General features: G+C 51.3%; 20 protein-coding genes. 10 read left to right on the forward strand and 10 right to left on the reverse strand.

The window, feature by feature from the left end; all coding sequences use genetic code 11:
- Positions 1-9 precede the first annotated feature (9 nt).
- Together mscS and OGX91_RS19040 are read right to left on the reverse strand one after the other, a co-directional pair.
- Positions 10-888 carry a small-conductance mechanosensitive channel MscS gene (gene mscS, locus OGX91_RS19035; protein WP_005120442.1) on the reverse strand — a complete coding sequence of 293 codons (879 nt, stop codon included), beginning with the start codon at positions 886-888 and terminating at the stop codon, positions 10-12.
- Positions 889-1253: 365 nt separating this feature from the next.
- A complete protein-coding gene (locus tag OGX91_RS19040; protein ID WP_072033354.1) occupies positions 1254-1457 on the reverse strand; it encodes a YfgG family protein in 204 nt (67 codons plus the stop codon).
- A gap of 350 nt (positions 1458-1807) precedes the next feature.
- Between OGX91_RS19040 and OGX91_RS19045 the strand changes: the two genes are divergently transcribed.
- A complete protein-coding gene (locus OGX91_RS19045) occupies positions 1808-4078 on the forward strand; it encodes a sensor domain-containing phosphodiesterase (protein ID WP_149692241.1) in 2271 nt (756 codons plus the stop codon).
- Here OGX91_RS19045 and ppx read toward each other — a convergent pair.
- From ppx to purM, 4 genes are all read right to left on the reverse strand, one after another.
- Positions 4058-5599, reverse strand: a complete 1542-nt coding sequence (ppx, locus tag OGX91_RS19050) for an exopolyphosphatase (RefSeq protein ID WP_040233481.1) — start codon at positions 5597-5599, stop codon at positions 4058-4060. The genes OGX91_RS19045 and ppx overlap by 21 nt on opposite strands.
- A 4-nt stretch (positions 5600-5603) precedes the next feature.
- Positions 5604-7670: a polyphosphate kinase 1 gene (ppk1, locus tag OGX91_RS19055; RefSeq protein WP_005121867.1), complete on the reverse strand. Its 2067-nt coding sequence runs from the start codon at positions 7668-7670 to the stop codon at positions 5604-5606.
- A gap of 214 nt (positions 7671-7884) precedes the next feature.
- Positions 7885-8526, reverse strand: coding sequence for a phosphoribosylglycinamide formyltransferase (gene purN, locus OGX91_RS19060; protein ID WP_286627198.1), 642 nt, complete (start codon positions 8524-8526; stop codon positions 7885-7887).
- Positions 8523-9560 (reverse strand): phosphoribosylformylglycinamidine cyclo-ligase, encoded by a 1038-nt coding sequence (purM, locus tag OGX91_RS19065; RefSeq protein WP_003838485.1) that lies wholly within the window; start codon positions 9558-9560, stop codon positions 8523-8525. The genes purN and purM overlap by 4 nt, the downstream gene beginning before the upstream one ends.
- 295 nt (positions 9561-9855) lie before the next feature.
- Here purM and OGX91_RS19070 point away from each other — a divergent pair, with 295 nt between their 5' ends.
- The 4 genes from OGX91_RS19070 (at position 9856) to OGX91_RS19085 (ending at position 14279) form a co-directional block, all read left to right on the forward strand.
- The gene (locus OGX91_RS19070; protein ID WP_182290130.1) at positions 9856-11286 is read left to right on the forward strand and encodes a 6-phospho-beta-glucosidase; all 1431 of its coding nucleotides are present in this window, start codon (positions 9856-9858) and stop codon (positions 11284-11286) included.
- A gap of 183 nt (positions 11287-11469) precedes the next feature.
- Entirely contained in the window at positions 11470-12096 is a 627-nt protein-coding gene (gene upp / locus OGX91_RS19075; RefSeq protein WP_003037929.1) for a uracil phosphoribosyltransferase, read from the forward strand.
- Between the two features lie 96 nt (positions 12097-12192).
- The gene (uraA, locus tag OGX91_RS19080; protein WP_003037932.1) at positions 12193-13482 is read left to right on the forward strand and encodes a uracil permease; all 1290 of its coding nucleotides are present in this window, start codon (positions 12193-12195) and stop codon (positions 13480-13482) included.
- Positions 13483-13577: 95 nt separating this feature from the next.
- Complete coding sequence (locus tag OGX91_RS19085; protein ID WP_211924219.1) at positions 13578-14279, forward strand: DnaA inactivator Hda; 702 nt, start codon at positions 13578-13580, stop codon at positions 14277-14279.
- 34 nt (positions 14280-14313) lie between these two features.
- Here OGX91_RS19085 and arsC read toward each other — a convergent pair whose 3' ends face one another.
- Together arsC and bepA are read right to left on the reverse strand one after the other, a co-directional pair.
- Complete coding sequence (gene arsC, locus OGX91_RS19090; protein WP_005121875.1) at positions 14314-14673, reverse strand: arsenate reductase (glutaredoxin); 360 nt, start codon at positions 14671-14673, stop codon at positions 14314-14316.
- A gap of 122 nt (positions 14674-14795) precedes the next feature.
- Positions 14796-16259: a beta-barrel assembly-enhancing protease gene (gene bepA / locus OGX91_RS19095; protein ID WP_040233490.1), complete on the reverse strand. Its 1464-nt coding sequence runs from the start codon at positions 16257-16259 to the stop codon at positions 14796-14798.
- Between the two features lie 226 nt (positions 16260-16485).
- Here bepA and OGX91_RS19100 point away from each other — a divergent pair, with 226 nt between their 5' ends.
- The 4 genes from OGX91_RS19100 (at position 16486) to iadA (ending at position 20014) form a co-directional block, all read left to right on the forward strand.
- Positions 16486-17550 (forward strand): AI-2E family transporter, encoded by a 1065-nt coding sequence (locus tag OGX91_RS19100; RefSeq protein WP_005121878.1) that lies wholly within the window; start codon positions 16486-16488, stop codon positions 17548-17550.
- A gap of 166 nt (positions 17551-17716) precedes the next feature.
- Entirely contained in the window at positions 17717-18376 is a 660-nt protein-coding gene (locus OGX91_RS19105; protein WP_040233492.1) for a nucleoside recognition domain-containing protein, read from the forward strand.
- 1 nt (position 18377) lies between these two features.
- The gene (locus OGX91_RS19110) at positions 18378-18839 is read left to right on the forward strand and encodes a YjiG family protein (protein WP_003037948.1); all 462 of its coding nucleotides are present in this window, start codon (positions 18378-18380) and stop codon (positions 18837-18839) included.
- Between the two features lie 11 nt (positions 18840-18850).
- On the forward strand, positions 18851-20014 hold the full coding sequence (iadA, locus tag OGX91_RS19115) for a beta-aspartyl-peptidase (RefSeq protein WP_286627200.1): 1164 nt from the start codon (positions 18851-18853) through the stop codon (positions 20012-20014).
- 153 nt (positions 20015-20167) lie between these two features.
- On the opposite strand, the gene bcp is transcribed toward iadA, so the two are convergent.
- Positions 20168-20638: a thioredoxin-dependent thiol peroxidase gene (gene bcp, locus OGX91_RS19120; protein ID WP_005121883.1), complete on the reverse strand. Its 471-nt coding sequence runs from the start codon at positions 20636-20638 to the stop codon at positions 20168-20170.
- Entirely contained in the window at positions 20638-21210 is a 573-nt protein-coding gene (locus tag OGX91_RS19125; protein WP_005121884.1) for a glycine cleavage system transcriptional repressor, read from the reverse strand. The genes bcp and OGX91_RS19125 overlap by 1 nt, the downstream gene beginning before the upstream one ends.
- Positions 21211-21355: 145 nt before the next feature.
- Between OGX91_RS19125 and dapA the strand changes: the two genes are divergently transcribed.
- On the forward strand, positions 21356-22234 hold the full coding sequence (dapA, locus tag OGX91_RS19130) for a 4-hydroxy-tetrahydrodipicolinate synthase (RefSeq protein WP_005121885.1): 879 nt from the start codon (positions 21356-21358) through the stop codon (positions 22232-22234).
- The last annotated feature ends 5 nt before the right edge of the window (positions 22235-22239 follow it).

Here is a 22239-nt window from a genome sequence, read left to right on the forward strand (position 1 = left end):
TACAGCCTATTAATCAACTAACTGTAGCTGGGGGTGAGATTGGGATGACACGTTCTCCACGCGGATATCCATCTGCGGATACGGCAGGGCAATATGGTTGGCGTCCAGGGCTTCTTTAATGTTTTCCAACAGATCGTAATAGGTATTCCAGTATTCGATGTTGGGTACCCATACGCGGACGTAAAAATTCAATGCTGAAGCGCCCAGTTCACCCAGACGAACGGTCACCCCACGTTGCTTATCGATGCGGGTATCTTGCCCGATAATATGGTTAATCACGCGCTTAACGTCAGCTATCCGGCTCTGATAGCCCACGCCAATCACCAGATCGATACGGCGGAAAGGGTGGCGGGAATAGTTAATGATATTGTCAGCGATGATCTTACCGTTTGGAATGACCACTTCTTTGCTGTCGGCGGTGAGCAGGGTGGTGGAGAAAATATGCACCTTTTCCACCGTTCCGGTGACTGCCCCAATTTGTACCACTTCTCCGGCGCGGAATGGACGCAGGGAGACCAATAGTACGCCAGCGGCAAAGTTGGAGAGTGACCCTTGTAGCGCAAGGCCAATGGCCAACCCAGCAGCGCCAATGACGGCAATAATAGATGATGTTTCAATACCCACGCGCCCTAATGCGGCTACCACGGCAAAGGCGAGGGTAATGTAACGTACCAGCGCAGTGAAAAATTGAATGATGGTTCTGTCGACTTTACGTTTTAACAGTAACTTTTCCAGTCCACGGGAGAGCAGGCGAGCGATAAATTTACCGACAAACAGTAAAATCACGGCGGCAACAATATTCCAGCCAAACTGAATAACCGCGTCGCTATGCCCGGAGATCCATTCAACACCGCTTCGTATTTTCGGAAATAATGAAAAACCACTCATGGTATTACCCTGTAGAATTTAAAATGGTAACAATTCAAATAAGTATTTAATTCCATACGTAATGTTAATACTTTCGTCTGTGATATTTTCTGGCGATATTAATTGGCGTCTATTTGAACACAGTGTGTCTTTTTTATACCCAATAAATCGAAATGTGAAAATCAGCGCGAATAGTGCGGTGAAGTGGGATTAAAAGATTGTGCATTTGTGCGAAAAACGCAGTCTGTTATCCGATAATTCAGTGCGTGTGGTGGGTAAGACTGCGTAATGTTTCATCACTCAAATCCCTTACCGGATGGTTAAATGTCTGGCACTTAGCCATCCGGTAAGGAATCTTAATGCTGAGATATCACAGGCGCGAGCGATCAGCGCACGTCGGTTTGAGCAGGAGATGCCTGTTGCGGCTGGGTGATCTGCTGAGATTCTTTTTTGTTCTGGTGGTGGTGCCACGCACCAATGGCGGAGTAGACAAAGCGTCCGAAGAAGAAGAGAAAACTGATAAGCAGTACGATCCGGATCATGCGACTATTAAATCGGTGTCGTTTGCGTAGGCTGGTAACCTGGCTCACAAAAGGTTCCTTGTAGTGTACCCAACTGAGGGCGATACTCACATTAAGGCATACTGTGAGGAAATGGTCAATTTTTCATTATGTAAAATTGCTTCAGTTGTTTCATCCTCATATGTTATGAATATTAATATTATTATTTGCATTAATAATGAAATAACGATAAAAAACAATGAAAAGAGTAATAATTGATTAATGAGGGGCTTTTTTTTTGATATATGTCAAACGTCACCTTTTGCTGACAACTAAAATCGATGAGGCATAGTGATGTATTTAACTTTACCGTTTTAGAGTCAGGTGGGATGCCTGTCTGAATACCCCCTGCAGGATGTGCGGGATTCTACTGAGCATCTATGAAACTCAATAAAAATTATATTGGTATGAGAGATAGATGGTGGGCGTTACCTCTCATCTTACCATCTTTGCTGTTGCCTATATTGAGCGCTGCCAATACCTATGCCCATATTAGTACTGGGACCGTAATTCTTTTCTACATGCCTTTGGCGTTGATGATTAGCCTGATGCTATTTTTTAGCTGGGCGGCATTGCCGGGAATTATCATTTCCATTATCTGCTACAAATATCCACAGGTTGGGTTATTTGAAACGCTGTCAATTATTACGCACTTTATTGTTACGATAGTGCTGAGTTGGGGAGGGTATAAAGTATTTGCTCCCCGGCGGAACAACGTATCTCACGGTGACTCTCGCCTGATGTTTCAGCGCATGTTTTGGCAGGTCTTCTGTCCGGCAACCCTGTTTCTGATACTCTTCCAGTTTGCCGCGTTTGTCGGCGTCTATGAGAGCAAATCCGTTATGGTGGGGGTTATGCCCTTTAATACTGGCACGTTGATCAACTATCAGGCCATGCTGACCGGGAATCTGGTTGGGGTTCCACTGTGTTACTTCATTATTCGAACGATTCGTAATCCGTTGCATATCAGAGGCTATTTTTCTCAATTAAAGCAACAGTTTGACGCCAAAGTTACCAAAATAGAGTTTGCGGTCTGGCTGATTGTTTTGACCACAATAATGACATTGTTGTGTCTACCACTAGATGAGCACAGCTCAATATTTAGCACAAATTATACCTTGTCGTTATTGCTCCCTGCCATGTTATGGGGAGCAATGCGATACGGTTTTAGATTTATTTCGCTGATATGGTCTGTCGTACTGATTATCGCAATCCATTATTATCAGCGCTATATGCCCTGGTATTCGAGTTATGACACACAGCTTGCCATTACCTCGTCGAGTTACCTGGTTTTTTCCTTCATCGTGAACTTCATTGCCGTACTGGCAACGCGCCAACGCTTTGTTACCCGGCGCAACCATCGCCTGGCATACTTTGATCCGATGGTGCATCTGCCGAATTTGCGCGCATTGAACCGGGATTTGAAAAAAACGCCATGGTCAGTGCTCTGCTTTTTGCGTGTTCCGGGCATGGGACTACTGGTAAAAAATTACGGCATTATGCTGCGTATCCAGTACAAGCAAAAACTCTCACAGTGGATAACGCCACTGTTGGAACAGGATGAGCATGTCTATCAGTTATCGGGTAATGACTTAGTTTTGCGTTTTAACACCGAGTCGCATCAGGAGCGCATTGAAGCCCTGGACAGGCATATCAAACAGTTCCGTTTTATTTGGGATGGCATGCCTTTACAGCCGCAGGTGGGGATCAGTTTTTGCTATGTCCGTTCTCCTGTTAACCATATCTATCTGTTACTGGGGGAGTTAAGCACCATTGCCGAGCTTTCTCTGGCGACTAATGCGCCAGAGAACTTGCAGCGCCGAGGCGTAATGCACTTGCAGCGGGATCTGAAAGATAAAGTGGCGATGATGAATCGTCTACAGCAGGCGCTGGAGCACAATCGCTTTTTCCTGATGGCGCAGCCGATTTCTGGCGTACGCGGCGACGTTTATCATGAAATCCTGCTGCGCCTTGCAGGAGATGACGGTGAAACCATCCCTCCTGATTGCTTCTTGCCGATCGCGCATGAGTTTGGCTTGTCGTCCAGCATCGATCTGTGGGTGATTGAAAATACGCTGAAGTTTATGGCGCAGAATCGGGAAAAAATGCCTGCCCGTCGGTTTGCCATTAACTTATCACCTACGTCGATATGTCGCGCCCGACTTCCACATGATATCAATCAGTTACTGGTTAAGTACAAGGTTGAAGCGTGGCAGTTGATTTTTGAAGTTACGGAAAGCAACGCCTTAACCAATGCGGAACAGGCACAGGCAACGTTACTGCAACTGCAATCTATGGGCTGTCAGATTGCGATTGATGATTTTGGCACCGGATACGCCAGCTATGCGCGACTGAAGAATGTGAGTGCCGATATCCTGAAAATTGACGGCAGCTTTATTCGCAATATCGTTTCGAACAGCCTCGACTATCAAATTGTGGCCTCTATTTGCCACCTGGCGAGGATGAAAAGAATGCAGGTGGTTGCGGAGTATGTCGAAACTGAAGAAATACGCAGTGCGGTGATTTCGCTGGGAATTGATTACCTGCAAGGATATTTGATTGGTAAACCCCTGCCATTGCATGAAACGCTGGAAGAACAGGTGCCAGCTGAACTGGCACCTGCTGAGAGTTTATGCGGCGATATCGGGTGAGCTTTCTTCTTCAATTTTGAGACGCCAGCCGGTTACGCCCTCCCAGTATTGCTGCTCTTTTTCCAGATCGAGCAGCACCAGCGCATTTTGGCTAAACCAGTCATGCGGGAAGCGTAAGGTCCAGTGGTTGTCATCAGTTATCAGAGTCAGGGTTGGTGGCGTGGTGGTCGCCTGGCGCTGATTATTCAGCAGTACGCCCAGGCGCAATAGCTGAATTAACGGCAGAAACTGTTTTTTCTTGAACAACGTAAAGCGGGGCAAATCATCCAGTTTCACCGCTTTGCGATGATAACGAACTAATGTTGCCATCATCAGCTGTTGTTCCTGATTGAATCCCGGTAAGTCACTGTTTTGTAAAATATAAGCGGAGTGTCGATGTAAGCCGCTGTGGTTGATATTCAGCCCAACCTCATGCAGCATTGCTGCCCAGCGCAGTAATGCTTCCAGTTGAGGATTGGCCAGTTTGGGCTGCTGCGTATGCCACTGGTCGTACATTTGCATCGTTGTTTCCAGCACGCGCCGGGCCTGTTCACTGTCAATGTTGTACTGGTTCGCCAGACTGCTGGCGGTACGGCTGCGAACGTCCTGGTGGCGAAAACGTCCTTCCATCTCGTACAGTACGCCTTCGCGTAGTGCGCCATCAGAAAGGCGAAGTTCGCGGATCGCCAGCGCGTCAAACACGCCGCACAGAATCGCGAGCCCGGGAACAAATACCGCTTTTCGCTCTTCTGACAGCCCCGGCAGGCTGAGCGCATCAAATGAGGCATGCTTCAGCACTTCAGATGTCAGTTTGTCCAGGCGTTCAGGGGTGATAAAACCGTCTTTTTCACCCATCTCCAGCAGCACTTCGTGTGCCGCTTTAATCGTGCCTGACGCGCCCATTGCGACATTCCAGCCCTGAATGCGAAACTGCCACGTTAAGGTTTCGAGCTTTTGCGCTGCCGCCATGCGGGCACGCTGAAAGTTTTCCCGGCTGATGACACCGCCCGGGAAATACATCTGGGCAAAACTGACGCAGCCCATACGGCGGCTTTCGACCAGCTTGGGTTCGAAATCTTCGCCGATCACCAGTTCTGTTGAACCGCCGCCGATATCGATAACCAGCTTGCGGCCTTTTTCCGGCTGAGTGTGTTCCACGCCCATAAAAATCAGTCGGGCTTCTTCGTTACCGGAGATAATCTCAATCGGGTAGGGAATGACTTTTTCCGCTCGCTTGAGAAAATCGGTCGCATTCAGCGCCTGACGCAAAGTATGGGTTCCCACGATGCATACGCTTGACGGGGGAAAGCCCTGCAGACGTTCGGCGAACAGCGACAGGCAGCTTAATCCGCGCTCCATTGCCTCTTCGCTCAGCTTGTTATCTTCGCCGAGGCCATCCGCCAGATGAACGCGTTGTTTCAGTCGTCCGATAATCTGCATTGCGCCATCAACCACGCGGGCAATGACCATATGGAAACTGTTTGAACCAAGGTCGACCGCAGCAAATTCCTGCGGTCGTGGAGTCTTGTCGTGTATTGGCATAGCGTTAGTCAGGTTGCTCGAGTGATTTGATGTAGTCGTAAATCGCCAATTGTGACTGAACTTTGCGGCGGTTTCCGCGCGGTACGTAGCGATTACTGAGTTCTTTATCGATGAAGCGAGCCTTCACCGTGTCGCTGAACAGGATATCGATAATATCCAGCACGCGCTGTTTGAGGCGAGGGTCAAGCAGCGGGGTGGCGACTTCGATGCGATAGTCGATATTGCGGGTCATCCAGTCTGCGGAGGAGAGGTATACCTGCTTATCGCCACCGTTTTCGAAAATATAAACCCGGTCGTGTTCAAGGTAGCGGTCGACAATGCTTATCACGCGAATGTTGTCGCTGATACCTTCCAGATTTGGGATCAGAGAACACATACCGCGAATCAACAAATTAACCGGTACGCCTGAGCTTGAGGCCGCATAGAGACGATCAACCAGGCCCTTATCGACCAGGTTGTTCAGTTTTAGCGTGATACCGGAAGGCTGCCCTTGCTGCGCATTGGCGATCTCTTTGTCGATCATCGCGTACAGCAGACGGCGTGAGTTCTGCGGAGAAACCAGCAGATAATCGAACGTCACCGGACGATACGGGTTTTCGATGAAGTTAAACACCCGACGAACCTCGTTGGTGATACGCGAATCAGCGGTCAGCAACGAGTAGTCGGTGTACAGGCGCGCTGTTTTTTCGTTGAAGTTGCCCGTCCCGATATGCGCATAGCGCACGACTTCATCACCTTCTTTACGCGAGATAAGGAACAGTTTGGCGTGAATTTTCAGGCCCGGCGCGGAGAAGATGACGTGAACGCCCGCTTCAGTCAAACGCTTGGCCCAGTGAATGTTGGCTTCTTCATCAAAGCGCGCCTGCAATTCCACCACTACGGTGACTTTTTTACCGTTATGCGCGGCATGGATCATTGCGTCGATGATGCGCGAGTCTTTTGCCACACGGTAGATGTTGATCTTTATCGCCAGCACGCTCGGGTCGAAAGAAGCCTGACGCAACAGTTCAAGAACGTGCTCAAAGGTGTGATACGGGTAATACAGCAGTACATCGCGCTCGCGGATTGCATCAAAGCCGTTACGGAACTTCTCTTTATCGAACCAGATATGGCGCAGACGCGGCAGGGGTTTGTTCACCAGGTTAGCTTTGCCAACGTTGGGAAAGTTAATAAAGTCTTTGAAGTTATGATAACGCCCGCCGGGCACAATCGAATCGTAGCGAGAAATTGTCAGTTTTTCACGCAGTACCTCAACCAGCGCATTGGGCATGTCGCGCTGATAGACGAAGCGTACAGGCTCTGCGGTCAGACGCTGTTTCAGGCTGGATGACATCAGCTCCATCAGGCTCGATTCCATCTCGTGCACCAAATCGTATTCGGCGTCACGGGTCATTTTCATCGAATAGGCGTTAAGTGCGTCGTAATCAAAGAACCCTTTGAAAATATCGTCAAGGCAATAACGTAAAATGTTGTCCAACAGGATCATCGGTTTGCGACGACGCGGGGTCTCCGGGGGCAGATTCACAAAACGGGGAACCTTATCAGAAGGGATTTCCAGCAGCGCGTAGCGGATTGTATCGCCGCGGATAATTTCCACCGCCAGATAGGTGTAGTCGTCTTTCAGGAACTGAACTAAATCCGTCTCGCGGTTAATCAGGATCGGCGTAATGTGCTGGCGAAGATATTGCTTGAAGTAATGGCGTAACCAGCTCTGTTGATTGGCCGATAGCTGACGTTCGTTGATGAGGAAAATCTGGTTGCGCGCCATCTCCAGCAGCAACTCGTTGTACAGGCCGTCAAATTCCTGATCGGCTTTTAATACGCGAGCCTGGATTTTGCCTAAAAGGTGGCGGGAGTGAGAGTTTGAACCCTGTTCTTCGCTAATAATGATTCGGCGCTTCAGTTCGGCAAAGCGAACCTTGTAAAATTCGTCGAGGTTGTTGGAATAGATGCCTAAGAAACGCATCCGTTCGATCAACGGGTTTGATTTATCAGCAGCTTCCTGGAGTACGCGTTCGTTGAACGCTAACCAACTGAGTTCTTTCTCGATGTATAGCTTTTCCTGACCCATTACCACTTTTACTCCGTTTCATTCACGGGACACTACCGATTTATTATGGCGAGCATTGCTCTCAGATGTCCAACTGTGCCAGAAAAATATGACAATAAACCGTCTGATAGCAAAGAGAAAGGGGGAGCGTAGATGAATACCGGAGATGTTAACCGGAAAAGGTATTTATGCCTGTAGACCGGAGGGTGAGATCCGGTTTACAGGTCGGATTTTATTATTCGTCGGCGGCGTAGCCTTGTGGCGGCAGACGAACGCCGTCCAGCCATGCTGCGTTATCACGCATCTTCAGGCGACCATCGGTAAACCAGCTTACCACCAGCGGGTAAATGGTATGTTCCTGGGCCTGAACCCGTGCCGTGACATCATCTTCGCTGTCGCCTTCAAATACCGGAACCTTAGCCTGGAGAATAACCGGCCCACCGTCCAGTTCATCGGTGACGAAGTGGACGGAGGTTCCATGTTCTTCATCGCCATTTTCCAGCACCTGGCGGTGCGTATGCAGGCCTGGATACTTCGGCAATAAAGACGGGTGGATATTCAGCAATCGCTCAGAATAGTGCGCGACAAACGCCGGGCTGAGGATGCGCATATAACCGGCCAGCACCACGACATCAGGTGAATAAGCGTCAATTTCCTGAATCAGCTGGCGGTCGAAGGCTTCGCGACTGGCAAACTGGGCGGCTTCCAGCGAGTGCGCCGGAATATTCGCTTCGCGTGCACGCTCAAGGCCGAACGCATCGGCCTTGTTACTGAATACTGCACGTAGGGTGCCATTGATTTTTTTCTGTTTGCAGGCGTCGATCATCGCCTGCAAATTGCTTCCGTTGCCGGAAATGAGCACCACAATGTTTTTCATTCAATGACCACACGCTGTTCGGAATCAGAAGCTTTGATGATACCGATTTTCCATGCGTTTTCACCTTTCTCATTGAGCAAAGCCAGGGCTTTGTCCACTTCCGGAGCTGGCAGGGCGATAACCATGCCTACGCCGCAGTTAAAGGTGCGATACATCTCATGCTGGCTGACGTTACCCGCCGTTTGTAGCCAGTTGAAGACGGCTGGCCACTGCCATGAAGATTCGTCGATCACGGCCTGCGTGTTGTCTGGCAGAACGCGAGGAATATTTTCCCAGAAGCCGCCGCCAGTCAGGTGCGCGATGGCATGCACATCAACCTTCTCGATCAGTTCCAGAATGGATTTTACGTAAATGCGGGTCGGAGCCAGCAAGTGATCGGCCAGCGACTTGCCTTCAAGCTCGGTGGTTTCCGGGTCACAACCGCTGACTTCAACGATTTTACGCACCAGAGAGTAACCGTTGGAGTGCGGACCACTGGAGCCGAGCGCAATCAGTACGTCGCCGTCAGCCACTTTAGAACCGTCGATAATCTCTGATTTTTCGACGACGCCAACGCAGAAGCCTGCCACGTCGTAATCTTCGCCGTGGTACATCCCCGGCATTTCAGCTGTTTCCCCACCGACCAGCGCACAGCCAGACTGCAGGCAGCCTTCGGCAATCCCGTTAATGACGCTGGCTGCGGTGTCCACATCCAGTTTGCCGGTTGCATAGTAGTCGAGGAAGAACAGCGGCTCAGCGCCCTGAACCACGAGGTCGTTGACGCACATTGCGACGAGGTCAATGCCGATAGTGTCGTGGCGTTTCAGATCCATCGCCAGACGCAGTTTTGTGCCAACGCCATCAGTGCCGGAAACCAGTACCGGTTCACGATATTTTTGCGGCAATGCGCACAGCGCACCGAAGCCACCCAGACCACCCATAACTTCCGGACGACGCGTTTTCTTTACTACGCCTTTGATTCGATCAACCAGAGCATTACCTGCATCAATATCAACACCGGCATCTTTGTAGCTAAGAGAGGTTTTATCGGTCACTGCCTGCTTCCCCACATGTTTACTTGCAGTAAAAGTTAAATTCGGCGCAATTCTAACAGGGAAAGCAAACGTTTGCGAGCCTGCTCTGCATCAAGTTTTATCTGCTGATTTTTTCAGCATTTTACAATCATTTATCTATTTGTTTGAACTGCGCCACGAAAATGAAACCGGGTACAGTCTTGTGCTTGAAACCTGCCAGCCGAATGCACAGTATCGTACTGAAACCGGTTTCTGTTTTCTGTTACGAACCTCACTGAGAGTGTTTTGCGCAGACTCATCACGATAGGGGAAGGGGATGTCAGGATTTAAAGCAGATTTCATGTGGGGTGGTGCTGTCGCCGCTCATCAACTGGAAGGTGGCTGGCAGGAGGGCGGTAAAGGCATTAGCGTTGCCGATGTCATGACGGCGGGGGCACATGGCGTAGCGCGTGAAATTACTGACGGTGTGATTGCCGGTAAAAACTATCCTAACCACGATGCCATCGATTTTTATCATCGCTATAAAGACGACATCAAGCTGTTTGCTGAAATGGGGTTTAAATGTTTTCGCACTTCCATTGCCTGGACGCGGATTTTCCCTTTAGGCGACGACGCGCAACCTAATGAAGCTGGCCTGCAGTTCTATGATGATCTGTTCGACGAATGCCTGAAATATGGCATTGAGCCGGTGATTACGTTGTCGCACTTCGAGATGCCCTACCATCTGGTGACGGAATATGGCGGCTGGCGCAACCGTAAGCTGATCGACTTTTTTGTCCGTTTTGCCCGGGTGGTTTTCACTCGTTATCAGCACAAAGTGAAGTACTGGATGACGTTTAATGAGATTAACAATCAGGCAAATTATCACGAAGACTTCGCGCCCTTTACTAACTCTGGTCTGAAATACCTGCCCGGTGAAGATCGCGAACCGGTCATGTACCAGGCGGCGCACTATGAGCTGGTAGCCAGCGCGCTGGCAGTAAAGGCCGCACGCGAGATTAACCCGACGCTGCAAATTGGCTGCATGATTGCGATGTGCCCAATTTATCCGCTGACCTGTGCGCCGAACGACATGATGATGGCGATGAACGCCATGCATCGCCGCTACTGGTTCACTGACGTACACGTGCGCGGCAAATACCCGCAGCATCTTCTCAATTACTTTGCCCGTCGTGGCTTTGAACTGGATATCACCGAGGAAGACCGTCAGGCGCTGACCGAGGGCTGCGTTGATTACATCGGCTTTAGCTATTATATGTCTTTCGCGACCCAGGCAACGGCGGACAACCCACAGCTGGATTACGACGAGTCGAAAAGTCTGGTTTCTAACCCGTACGTGCAGAAATCGGACTGGGGCTGGCAGATTGATCCCGTCGGTCTGCGCTATTCGCTGAACTGGTTCTGGGACCATTATCAGTTGCCGCTGTTTATTGTAGAAAACGGCTTTGGTGCGATTGACGTGCAGCAGGCCGACGGCTCGGTGGATGATTCCTATCGTATTGACTATATGGCCGCGCATATCCGCGAAATGAAAAAAGCGGTGGTGGAAGATGGCGTGGATCTGATGGGCTATACCCCGTGGGGTTGTATTGATTTAGTCTCGGCCGGGACGGGGGAGATGAAAAAACGCTACGGCTTTATCTATGTTGATAAAAATAATGACGGGAGTGGGACATTAGCACGCTCGCCGAAGAAATCTTTTTCCTGGTATCGAAACGTCATCCAAACTAATGCTGAAAACCTATAAAATTCATAGCATTGATAACAAGCCCCGCACTTATAGCGGGGCTTGTTTTATACTCATCATCCGGACGCAAACGATTTTGGTTGATCCATATCAAGCGTATCCAGTGTTGCGCCAGAGACGAAAAGCGGTATAATCCGGCGATTTTTTTTGTGGTTGCCACTCGTCTGAGGAAAGGAGAAGAGTATGAAGATCGTGGAAGTCAAACACCCACTCGTCAAACACAAGCTGGGACTGATGCGTGAAAACGACATCAGCACTAAACGCTTTCGTGAACTCGCCTCGGAAGTTGGCAGCCTGCTGACTTATGAAGCAACCGCTGGTCTGGAAACCGAAAAGGTGACCATCGAAGGCTGGAACGGTCCGGTTGAAGTTGACCAAATCAAAGGCAAAAAAATCACCGTTGTGCCAATCCTGCGTGCGGGCCTGGGCATGATGGAAGGCGTACTGGAAAACGTTCCGAGCGCGCGTATCAGTGTGGTGGGTATGTACCGCAATGAAGAGACGCTGGAGCCGGTTCCGTACTTCCAGAAGCTGGTCTCTAACATTGATGAGCGTATGGCGCTGATCGTTGACCCGATGCTGGCAACCGGCGGTTCCGTTATCGCTACCATCGACTTGCTGAAAAAAGCAGGCTGCAGCAGCATTAAAGTCCTGGTGCTGGTTGCAGCGCCGGAAGGTATCGCGGCGCTGGAAAAAGCGCACCCGGATGTTGAGCTGTACACTGCCTCCATCGATCAGGGACTGAACGAGCACGGATACATTATTCCGGGGCTCGGCGATGCCGGCGATAAGATTTTTGGTACCAAGTAAATGAATAAATAAAAAGAAGCCGACTTTAAGAGTCGGCTTTTTTTTGAATAAAACAACCCAATCGCTAATAACAAACAACACTCAGAGGAAAACACTATGACGCGCCGTGCTATCGGGGTGAGTGAAAGACCGCCGCTTTTACAGACAATCCCGCTTAGTTTGCAGCACCTGTTCGCCATGTTTGGCGCAACGGTACTGGTGCCAGTCCTGTTTCATATCAACCCAGCTACCGTTCTGCTGTTTAACGGCATTGGTACGTTACTGTATCTCTTTATTTGTAAAGGTAAAATTCCGGCTTACCTCGGTTCAAGCTTTGCGTTTATCTCCCCGGTTCTGCTGCTGCTGCCGCTAGGATATGAAGTGGCGCTGGGCGGTTTCATTATGTGTGGCATCCTGTTCTGCCTGGTTTCGTTCATCGTTAAGAAGGCCGGTACTGGTTGGCTGGATGTCATGTTCCCGCCTGCGGCGATGGGCGCAATCGTTGCCGTCATCGGTCTGGAGCTGGCGGGTGTCGCTGCGGGTATGGCGGGATTACTGCCTGCTGAAGGACAAGCGCCAGACTCAACAACCATCATCATCTCAATGGTGACGCTGGCGGTGACGGTATTTGGTTCCGTACTGTTCCGTGGCTTTATGGCGATTATCCCGATTTTGATTGGGGTGCTGGCTGGGTACGCGCTCTCCTTCGTGATGGGCGTTGTGGACACCACGCCGATAGCGCAGGCTCACTGGTTTGCTCTGCCAACGTTTTACACGCCGCGCTTTGAATGGGTCGCTATTCTGACCATTCTGCCTGCGGCGCTGGTGGTTATTGCTGAACACGTCGGGCACCTGGTGGTAACGGCGAATATCGTGAAAAAAGATTTGATTCGCGATCCTGGCCTGCATCGATCTATGTTTGCTAACGGTCTGTCGACGGTGATCTCCGGCTTCTTCGGTTCTACGCCGAACACCACGTACGGCGAGAACATCGGTGTGATGGCGATTACCCGCGTTTACAGTACCTGGGTTATTGGCGGCGCGGCGATTTTCGCCATTCTGCTCTCCTGCGTCGGTAAACTGGCGGCGGCGATCCAAATCATTCCACTGCCGGTCATGGGCGGTGTATCTCTGCTGTTGTACGGCGTGATTGGCGCTTCCGGTATTCGCGTGTTGATCGAGTCAAAAGTTGACTATAACAAAGCACAGAACCTGATCCTGACCTCGGTCATTTTGATCATCGGCGTCAGCGGCGCGAAAGTTCACATCGGTGCTGCTGAGCTGAAAGGCATGGCGCTGGCGACCATTGTGGGTGTCTGTCTGAGCCTGATTTTCAAAGTTATCAGCCTGCTGCGTCCAGAAGAAGTGGTGCTCGACGCCAAAGATGCCGACACTGAGCAACAGTAAACCTTTGACCGGGCGGCGATGCTGCCCGGTTCTATCGCGACGCATTTCTGTGTTAAACTCAACGCGATTCTATGAAATCCTGGGTTGAGGTATCTCTGAACACACCGGCACAGCTCTCTTTGCCACTTTATCTTCCTGACGACGAAACTTTCGCAAGTTTCTGGCCGGGGGATAACTCCTCTTTACTGGCTGCACTGCAAAACGTGCTGCGTCAGGAACATAGCGGGTATATTTATCTCTGGTCGCGTGAAGGCGCTGGCCGTAGTCATTTGCTGCATGCAGCCTGTGCGGAACTGTCCGCGCGCGGCGATGCGGTAGGCTACGTGCCGCTCGACAAACGCACCTGGTTCGTCCCCGAGGTGCTCGACGGGATGGAGCATTTATCGCTGGTATGCATCGATAACATCGAATGTGTGGCCGGTGATTCGCTGTGGGAAATGGCGATCTTTGATCTCTACAACCGTATCCTGGAGTCGGGGAAAACACGCCTGCTGATCACCGGCGATCGTCCACCAAGACAGCTGAATCTGGGATTGCCAGATCTCGCTTCGCGTCTGGACTGGGGACAAATCTACAAGCTACAGCCGCTTTCTGATGAAGATAAACTGCAGGCGTTGCAATTACGCGCCAGGCTACGTGGGTTTGAACTGCCGGAAGATGTGGGCCGCTTCCTGCTTAAGCGTCTGGATCGGGAAATGCGTACGCTGTTTATGACGCTGGATCAGCTTGATCACGCATCGATCACCGCCCAGCGTAAGCTGACCATTCCGTTCGTAAAAGAGATACTGAAGCTGTAAGTGCCGCAGCCGAAAAACTGCGGCAGTCTTAAGGTTAACCAATAATTTCCAGCACTTGCTCAGGTGGGCGACCAATCCGTGCCTGACTTTTCGCTACCACAATCGGGCGCTCCATCAGTTTTGGGTTTTCTACCATTGCCTGAATCAGCGCATCTTCGCTCAGATTTTTGTCCGCCAGGTTAAGCGACTTATAGAGATCTTCTTTCTGGCGCATTAGCTCACGCGCGCTGGACATACCCAGCATCTGCAGAAGTTCACGCAGGGTTGCTGCATCAGCCGGCGTTTCCAGATACAACACCACTTCCGGGTCCACGCCGTTGGACTTCAGTAATTCCAGCGTTTCACGGCTCTTGGAGCAGCGTGGGTTATGGTAGATTTTAATCGCGTCTGACATGACTTCTCCTTGCATAACAATACTGCCGGATGGCGGCCTAAAGGCCTTATCCGGCCTACAATCGCGTCTGATGTAGGCCGGATAAGACGCTACAGCGTCGCCATCCGGCAAGGGTTCGATAATTACATCTTGGTGTACGGTTTAAAGCGCTCTTGCAGTTGGCGCAGTTGGTCGATACGGGCATCGTATCTGGCCTGCTGCTGGCTGCCTAGTTTCACCTGAGCACTGGCGTTGCTGAGCATCGAGATCGCCTGATCAAGACGTCCGGCGAGGGCATACCCTTCCGCGCGCGCCGCCAGTTCCTGATCGCGGTTATTCAGATTGGCTTCCGTTTGGGCTAACAGATCCCAGCCGTTGGTGTCATCTTTATGATTAAACGTATAGCGATTCAGGATGGTTGCCGCCTCTTTGGCTTGTCCGCCCTGTAAATAGGCATTCGCCAGGTTGAGCTGCAGTACCGGATTGGTACGCAGGTCACGGGCGTTTTTCAGGCGATTAATGGCATCGCTGGTTTTCTTCTGGCCGAGATCGATATCTGTTGCCAGGTCGAGATACCAGGCATTATTCGGATCTGCCGCGAGCAGCGGCTGTAGCGCTTTACGTGCTTCGTCGTATTTGCTGGCTTCCATCGCTTGCAGCGCCCGGCCATACTGCGCAGCACGCTGTTCGCGCACGTTACCTTTCGACCAGTTATCCAGTAGATCGCTGGTTAACTGGTTGCGGCCTGAATTGTACATGCCCAGGGTGCGCGCTTTGGCCAAATAGAAATCTTCTGAAGATTGTACTACGACCGGGCGCATCTGGTTGGCGCGGTTACGGGCATCCGACAGGCGGCTTTCAGGCAGGGGGTGAGTCAGCAAAATTTCCGGCGGACGCGAAGAGTAACGGGCCTGATCGAGCAGTTTTTCGAGGAACGTCGGCATGGCCTGGGGATCGAATCCCGAACGTTGCAGCACCTGAATACCGATGCGATCTGCTTCCTGTTCGTTCTGCTGTGTAAAGCTAATCATTCCCTGGCGCGTACCCGCCAGCGTACCGGTTAGCGCCGCCATCCCTGCCTGCGGGCTGGCCATCGCTAATAAAATCGAGCCTAATGCGCCAACCCATGTCAGCGGTGCGCTACGTTTCTGATCTTCCATCGCGCGCGCCAGGTGGCGCTGCGTGACGTGAGAAATTTCGTGCGCCATTACCGACGCCAGTTGGCTTTCGTTATCGGAATAGCGGAACAGTGCGGAGTGCAATACAACGTTGCCGCCAAAAAAAGCGAAGGCGTTTATTTCATCGTTGTTAATTAAAAAGAAAGTGAAGGGCGTTTTTACCGAATCTGCATGCGAAACCAGGCGCATCCCCAGAGCATTAATGTATTGGGTCAGCAACGGATCGTTAATTAACGGCGCACTACCGCGCAGCTGGCGAACGTAATAATCGCCCATCTGCATTTCTTGTCCAATTGAAAGCGTACTGCCTGCCGACGTTCCCATATCAGGCAGGGTGTCCGCAGTATCAGCAAATGCGGGCGCAACCTGACCGACGGTCAGTGCAGCAATGAGGGTAGCAACCAGGTTTTTTTTCAACTGCCTGAACATAACCTCTGTCCTGTATTCTTTTTTGAGATAGCCATTTGACCAATGCCGTGAAGTATCGTTCACACTCCGCAAGCTTAGCGAGTGTAACTGCGAAACCTGACGATGAACACCCAGGAAAAATGTCTTTTCACTTTGCGTAATCAGCCATAAAAAGCGAAGTCTTTTTTGTGACATTTCGATACAATTCGGGATCGCAATCCCGCTATTGAGGTTCAGGGAAGGTTTTATGCTCGAAATGTTGACGCAATGGTATCGCCGCCGCTTTAGCGACCCTGAGGCTATTGCCTTGCTGATTATTCTGGTTGCCGGTTTTGGCATCCTGTTCTTCTTTAGTGGTCTGTTAGCGCCGCTGCTGGTCGCGATTGTGCTGGCTTATCTGCTGGAATGGCCTACCGCCCGGCTGGAAAATATCGGTTGCTCGCGGCGTTGGGCGACGTCAATTGTGCTGGTGGTGTTTGTCGGCATTTTACTGCTGATGGCGTTTGTGGTAATGCCGGTCGCATGGCAGCAAGGCATCTATCTGATCCGCGATATGCCTGGCATGCTCAACAAGTTGTCTGACTTTGCCGCTACCTTACCGCGACGTTATCCGGCGCTGATGGATGCGGGCATCATTGATGCGATGGCGGAGAATATGCGCTCGCGAATGCTCACCATGGGCGATTCGGTGGTGAAATATTCGCTGGCTTCACTGGTCGGTTTACTGACGCTGGCGGTGTATCTGGTGCTTGTCCCACTGATGGTATTCTTTTTGGTGAAGGATAAGAGCCAGATGTTGAATGCTGTGCGCCGGGTGCTGCCGCGAAATCGTGGACTGGCAGGACAAGTCTGGAAAGAAATGAACCAGCAAATCACCAACTATATCCGCGGTAAAGTGCTGGAGATGGTGGTGGTCGGTGTTGCAACCTGGCTGGGCTTCCTGATGTTTGGCCTTAACTACTCTCTGCTGCTGGCGGTGCTGGTGGGGTTCTCTGTGCTAATCCCGTACATCGGCGCGTTTGTGGTAACGATTCCGGTTGTTGGTGTGGCGTTGTTTCAGTTTGGACTCGGAACGGAGTTCTGGAGCTGTTTCGCCGTGTACCTGATAATCCAGGCGTTGGACGGCAATCTGCTGGTTCCCGTACTCTTCTCCGAAGCCGTAAACCTGCACCCACTGGTGATTATTCTGTCGGTTGTTATTTTCGGCGGTCTGTGGGGATTCTGGGGGGTATTCTTTGCCATTCCGCTGGCGACGCTAATCAAAGCCGTGGTGCATGCCTGGCCGGATGGTCAGACGGTTGACGATCGCTAATCCATCAGTTCCGATGGCGCCATGCCGTCGGAACTGAACTTGTCTGACCTCTATCCTCACTTTCTGAATAATTTCCTCCGGTATCGTTTTTCTCCGTGTTTGTCTTTAATTTGGCCCTCGTGATGTTTTTTCGTCACGCAAGGAATAAGGCCAACAGGAGAACAACATGGGTCACAACACACACACGCAGCAAAAGGCGGGATGGGGCGGTTATCTCGCTTTTTTTATTACGATTATTCTTTTTTCCGGCATGTTTGCGAAAAGTACCGAATGGTGGCGAGTTTTTGACTTCACCGTCCTCAACGGCGCGTTTGGGTCGATTAATGCCGCAGGCGATACGGCGGTCTCTTTTCGCGGCTCTGGAGGGATGGGGGCCAAAGACGGCTTCTTATTCGCGCTTGAGCTGGCACCTTCCGTCATTCTTTCTCTCGGGATAATCTCCGTCACTGAAGGGCTGGGCGGTTTGCGCGCGGCGCAACAGTTGATGACGCCGGTCCTGCGCCCGTTACTCGGTATTCCGGGTGTTTGTTCGCTGGCGCTGATTGCGAATTTGCAAAATACCGATGCTGCAGCAGGGATGACCAAAGAGATGGCGGAAGAGGGCATTATTACTGAACAGGAACGCGCCATATTTGCCTGCTGGCAAACCAGCGGCAGCGCGTGTATTACCAACTATTTTTCCTCGGGTGCTGCGCTGTTTACGATGGTTACCGTGCCGGTGATTACGCCGCTGGCGGTGATCCTTGTCTTCAAATTTGTGGGGGCGAATCTGCTGCGTCTGTGGATAGCGCAGCTTGAAAACCGCCGTCTGCAGCAGGAGGTCTGAGATGACAACGCAGGTACGTAAAAACGTCATGGATATGTTTATCGATGGCGCACGGCGCGGGTTTACTATTGCAACTACCAGCCTGTTACCAAACGTGGTGATGGCGTTTGTGATTATTCAGGCGCTGAAGGTGACGGGCTTGCTCGAGATTGTCGGGCGGGTGTGCGAACCGGTGATGGCGCTGTGGGGGCTACCGGGGGAATCTGCCACCGTGCTGCTGGCGGCGGTGATGAGTATGGGAGGCGGCGTCGGCGTTTGTGCCAGTCTGGTTGTTGCTGGTACGCTTTCGGGACATGATGCGACTGTATTGCTGCCGGCTATCTACCTGATGGGTAATCCGGTGCAAAATGTGGGACGCTGTCTGGGGACTGCGGGGGTTCATCCTCGTTATTACCCGCTGATTATTGCGGTATGCGTCATTAATGCGCTGCTCTCTATTTGGGTTATGCAGGTAATTGCCTGACAAGGAAGGTTATGAACTGTTCCATTCTTAATTTGACGTTGTTCCAGCAGGGACACGTGTACGCGCCGGAAGATTTAGGCCGCCAGGATATTCTGGTGTCTGGCAGTACAATTGTTGCCATCGCGCCGTCGATTTCGCCTGAAGACTTCCCCGGCTGCGAGTGCATCCATCTTGACGGTGCGATTGTGTGCCCGGGGTTTATCGATCAGCACGTCCATCTGATTGGCGGCGGCGGAGAGGCAGGGCCACATACCCGTACGCCTGAAGTGCGCTTGTCGCGACTGGTTGAAGCCGGTATCACTTCCGTCGTGGGATTATTGGGAACGGACGGGATTACCCGTCATCCTGAGTCGTTGCTGGCGAAAACACGTGCGCTGGAGTTTGAAGGCATCAGCGCATGGATGCTGACCGGGGCCTATTCTCTGCCATCTCCGACCATCACCGGCAGTATCGATCGCGACGTGGCGCTGATCGATAAAGTTATTGGCGTGAAATGTGCGGTTTCGGACCATCGTTCCCCTGCCCCGGACACCTCGGCGCTGGCGAACATGGCGGCGCAGTCGCGGGTTGGTGGATTGTTAGGGCGCAAGCCGGGGATCAGCGTTTTCCACATGGGTGACAGCCCGCGCATGCTGGAGCCGTTGTACAACATCCTCGAGTGCTGTGATGTCCCGATTACCAAACTGTTGCCGACACACGTTAACCGTGCACAACCGTTGTTCCAGGCGGCGCTGGAGTATGCCCGCCAGGGCGGTTATATCGATATTACCAGCAGCATTGATGAGCCAGTCGATCCGGCCATGGCCATTGCCACGGCGCTGCGCCAGAATGTGCCATTGTCACGCATTACCCTGAGTTCGGACGGCAACGGAAGTCAGCCGGAATTTGATACGTTTGGTAATCTCACCGGCATTGGTGTCGCAGGGTTTGAATCTCTGGCTGAAACGGTGCGCCAGTTAGTGAAGGTGCATGCTGTGCCGCTGGAACAGGCGCTGTGTCCGCTGACGCGTACGGTCGCAGAATTTTTGGGGCTCGAACATAAGGGGCGTCTGGCGGCGGGATGCGATGCGGACATTCTGGTGCTTAACGATGCGCTGGAGGTTAATCACCTGTGGGCGAAGGGAAAAGCTGTGGTCAGAGAGAAGAAAGCCTGCGTAAAAGGGACGTTTGAATAAACGCTTATGCGGATGTCAGCCTGAAAAAGTACAGATTCATGTTTATGCCGGGTGGCGGCTACGCCTTACCCGGCCTACAAGTTTCGCAATATTAATAAACTGCCCAGGCCTGATAAGCGAAGCGCCATCAGGCTTTTTCCAGCAAAACGTAAATCAGGCGTTCTCTTTCAGCCAGTTCAGTACCACGTCGTGGTGATTACTGGTTTTGAAATCATCAAACACATGTTCAATTTTGCCTTCGGCATTAATCAGGAAGCTGATGCGGTGGATGCCATCGTAGGTCTTACCCATAAATGACTTTTCACCCCAGACGCCAAACTGCTCGCAAACCTGATGATCTTCATCAGACAGGAGCGTGAAGTTAAGCACTTCTTTCTCCGCAAATCGGGAAAGCTTTTCTGGTTTATCGGTGCTTATACCCAGCACTTCAACACCGGCTTTTTTTAACTGATCCATGTTATCGCGCAAGCCACAGGCCTGTACAGTACAGCCGGGCGTCATGGCTTTCGGGTAGAAATAAACCAGAACACGCTGTCCCTGGAAGTCGGTTAAATTTACTTGTTCTCCGTCTTGATCCGGCAAGCTAAATTTCGGTGCGATATCACCGGCTTTCAGTGGGTTCATTACTTAACTCCATCCTGTTCATCATGCTGTGAGTAATTGACGACGTTAATACTGCCTTGCGCATTGAGTTCTGTACAGAGTGCTTTAAACGCATCCTCAATATTTGCCGAATCATGTGACGCAGGACTATGTGCGGTAATTTGAATAAACAACTGTGCAGCCTTGCCGTTTTCAGCCGGCTGTGTGCGCGAAACCAGTTCCGCAATATTCATTTGGTGGCTGTCAAACAGGGCGGTAAAGCGCTCAATCAAATGAGGCGAGTCGGGGACATCGACCTGTACCCATACCGTGGCGGGCATCGCCGGGCGGGGACGCGCGGTCGTACGCTTCATCACAATCAATAAATCCAGCTCTGCGCCTTTCAAAGGCAAGGTTGATTCAATCAGGGTGATGGCATTCCAGGTTCCGGATAACAGCATGATAAACGTAAACTCGTCACCCAGCATGGCCAGTCGGCTGTCTTCGATATTACAGCCACAACTGCTGACATGACGGGTGATAGTGTTCACAATTCCCGGGCGGTCAGCACCCAGCGCAGTAATGACCAGATAGTGTTGCGATGGCGATGTCAAACCTGTTCTTCCTTTGAGCGGTGAGGTAATCATAAGGAAAGCATAAAAAAAACATGCATACAACAATCAGAAGGGCTATGGTCGCTTGCTTTTATTGTCGTACCAAACGTACCATTGAGACACTTGTTTGCACAGAGGATGGCCCATGTTCACGGGAAGTATTGTCGCGCTTATTACGCCGATGGATGAGAAAGGTAAAGTCTGCCGGTCGAGCCTGAAAAAACTGATTGATTATCATGTCGCCAGTGGCACCTCGGCGATCGTTTCGGTTGGCACCACCGGTGAGTCCGCTACCCTGAGTCATGATGAACATGGCGATGTGGTAATGATGACGCTGGAGCTGGCCGATGGGCGTATTCCGGTTATTGCCGGAACGGGCGCCAATGCGACCGCAGAAGGCATTAGTCTGACGCAGCGTTTTAACGACAGCGGTGTTGTCGGCTGCCTGACGGTGACGCCTTATTACAACCGCCCAACTCAGGAAGGTTTGTTCCAGCATTTCAAAGCCATCGCGGAACATACTGACCTGCCGCAAATTCTGTATAATGTGCCGTCCCGTACTGGCTGCGATATGCTGCCGGAAACCGTGGGTCGCCTGGCGAAGGTAAAAAATATTGTCGCTATCAAAGAGGCCACAGGGAACTTAAGTCGTGTTCACCAGATCAAAGAGCTGGTTTCAGACGATTTTATTCTGCTTAGCGGTGATGATGCGACCGGACTGGACTTCATGCAGCTTGGTGGTCATGGCGTGATTTCCGTAACGGCTAACGTTGCGGCACGTGATATGGCCGAAATGTGCAAACTGGCGGCAGAAGGGCATTTTGCCGAGGCGCGGGTGATCAACCAACGTCTGATGCCGTTACACAACAAACTATTTGTCGAACCCAATCCTATCCCAGTGAAATGGGCATGTAAGGAGTTGGGACTTGTGGCGACCGATACGCTACGTTTGCCGATGACGCCAATCACGGACAATGCTCGTGATATCGTCAAAGCGGCGCTTAAGCATGCCGGTTTGCTGTAAAGTTT

Source organism: Citrobacter sp. Cpa228 (assembly GCF_030333085.1).
GTDB classification, from domain to species: domain Bacteria; phylum Pseudomonadota; class Gammaproteobacteria; order Enterobacterales; family Enterobacteriaceae; genus Citrobacter; species Citrobacter pasteurii.

What these genes read in the sequence shown, in the direction of transcription:
- purN (WP_286627198.1), bottom strand. Translation starts at nt 8,526, where the DNA reads ATGAAAAACATTGTGGTGCTCATTTCCGGCAACGGAAGCAATTTGCAG.
- bepA (WP_040233490.1), bottom strand. Translation starts at nt 16,259, where the DNA reads ATGTTCAGGCAGTTGAAAAAAAACCTGGTTGCTACCCTCATTGCTGCA.
- arsC (WP_005121875.1), bottom strand. Translation starts at nt 14,673, where the DNA reads ATGTCAGACGCGATTAAAATCTACCATAACCCACGCTGCTCCAAGAGC.
- OGX91_RS19100 (WP_005121878.1), top strand. Translation starts at nt 16,486, where the DNA reads ATGCTCGAAATGTTGACGCAATGGTATCGCCGCCGCTTTAGCGACCCT.
- mscS (WP_005120442.1), bottom strand. Translation starts at nt 888, where the DNA reads ATGAGTGGTTTTTCATTATTTCCGAAAATACGAAGCGGTGTTGAATGG.
- uraA (WP_003037932.1), top strand. Translation starts at nt 12,193, where the DNA reads ATGACGCGCCGTGCTATCGGGGTGAGTGAAAGACCGCCGCTTTTACAG.
- dapA (WP_005121885.1), top strand. Translation starts at nt 21,356, where the DNA reads ATGTTCACGGGAAGTATTGTCGCGCTTATTACGCCGATGGATGAGAAA.
- OGX91_RS19045 (WP_149692241.1), top strand. Translation starts at nt 1,808, where the DNA reads ATGAAACTCAATAAAAATTATATTGGTATGAGAGATAGATGGTGGGCG.
- ppk1 (WP_005121867.1), bottom strand. Translation starts at nt 7,670, where the DNA reads ATGGGTCAGGAAAAGCTATACATCGAGAAAGAACTCAGTTGGTTAGCG.
- iadA (WP_286627200.1), top strand. Translation starts at nt 18,851, where the DNA reads ATGAACTGTTCCATTCTTAATTTGACGTTGTTCCAGCAGGGACACGTG.
- bcp (WP_005121883.1), bottom strand. Translation starts at nt 20,638, where the DNA reads ATGAACCCACTGAAAGCCGGTGATATCGCACCGAAATTTAGCTTGCCG.
- ppx (WP_040233481.1), bottom strand. Translation starts at nt 5,599, where the DNA reads ATGCCAATACACGACAAGACTCCACGACCGCAGGAATTTGCTGCGGTC.
- OGX91_RS19070 (WP_182290130.1), top strand. Translation starts at nt 9,856, where the DNA reads ATGTCAGGATTTAAAGCAGATTTCATGTGGGGTGGTGCTGTCGCCGCT.
- upp (WP_003037929.1), top strand. Translation starts at nt 11,470, where the DNA reads ATGAAGATCGTGGAAGTCAAACACCCACTCGTCAAACACAAGCTGGGA.
- OGX91_RS19110 (WP_003037948.1), top strand. Translation starts at nt 18,378, where the DNA reads ATGACAACGCAGGTACGTAAAAACGTCATGGATATGTTTATCGATGGC.
- OGX91_RS19105 (WP_040233492.1), top strand. Translation starts at nt 17,717, where the DNA reads ATGGGTCACAACACACACACGCAGCAAAAGGCGGGATGGGGCGGTTAT.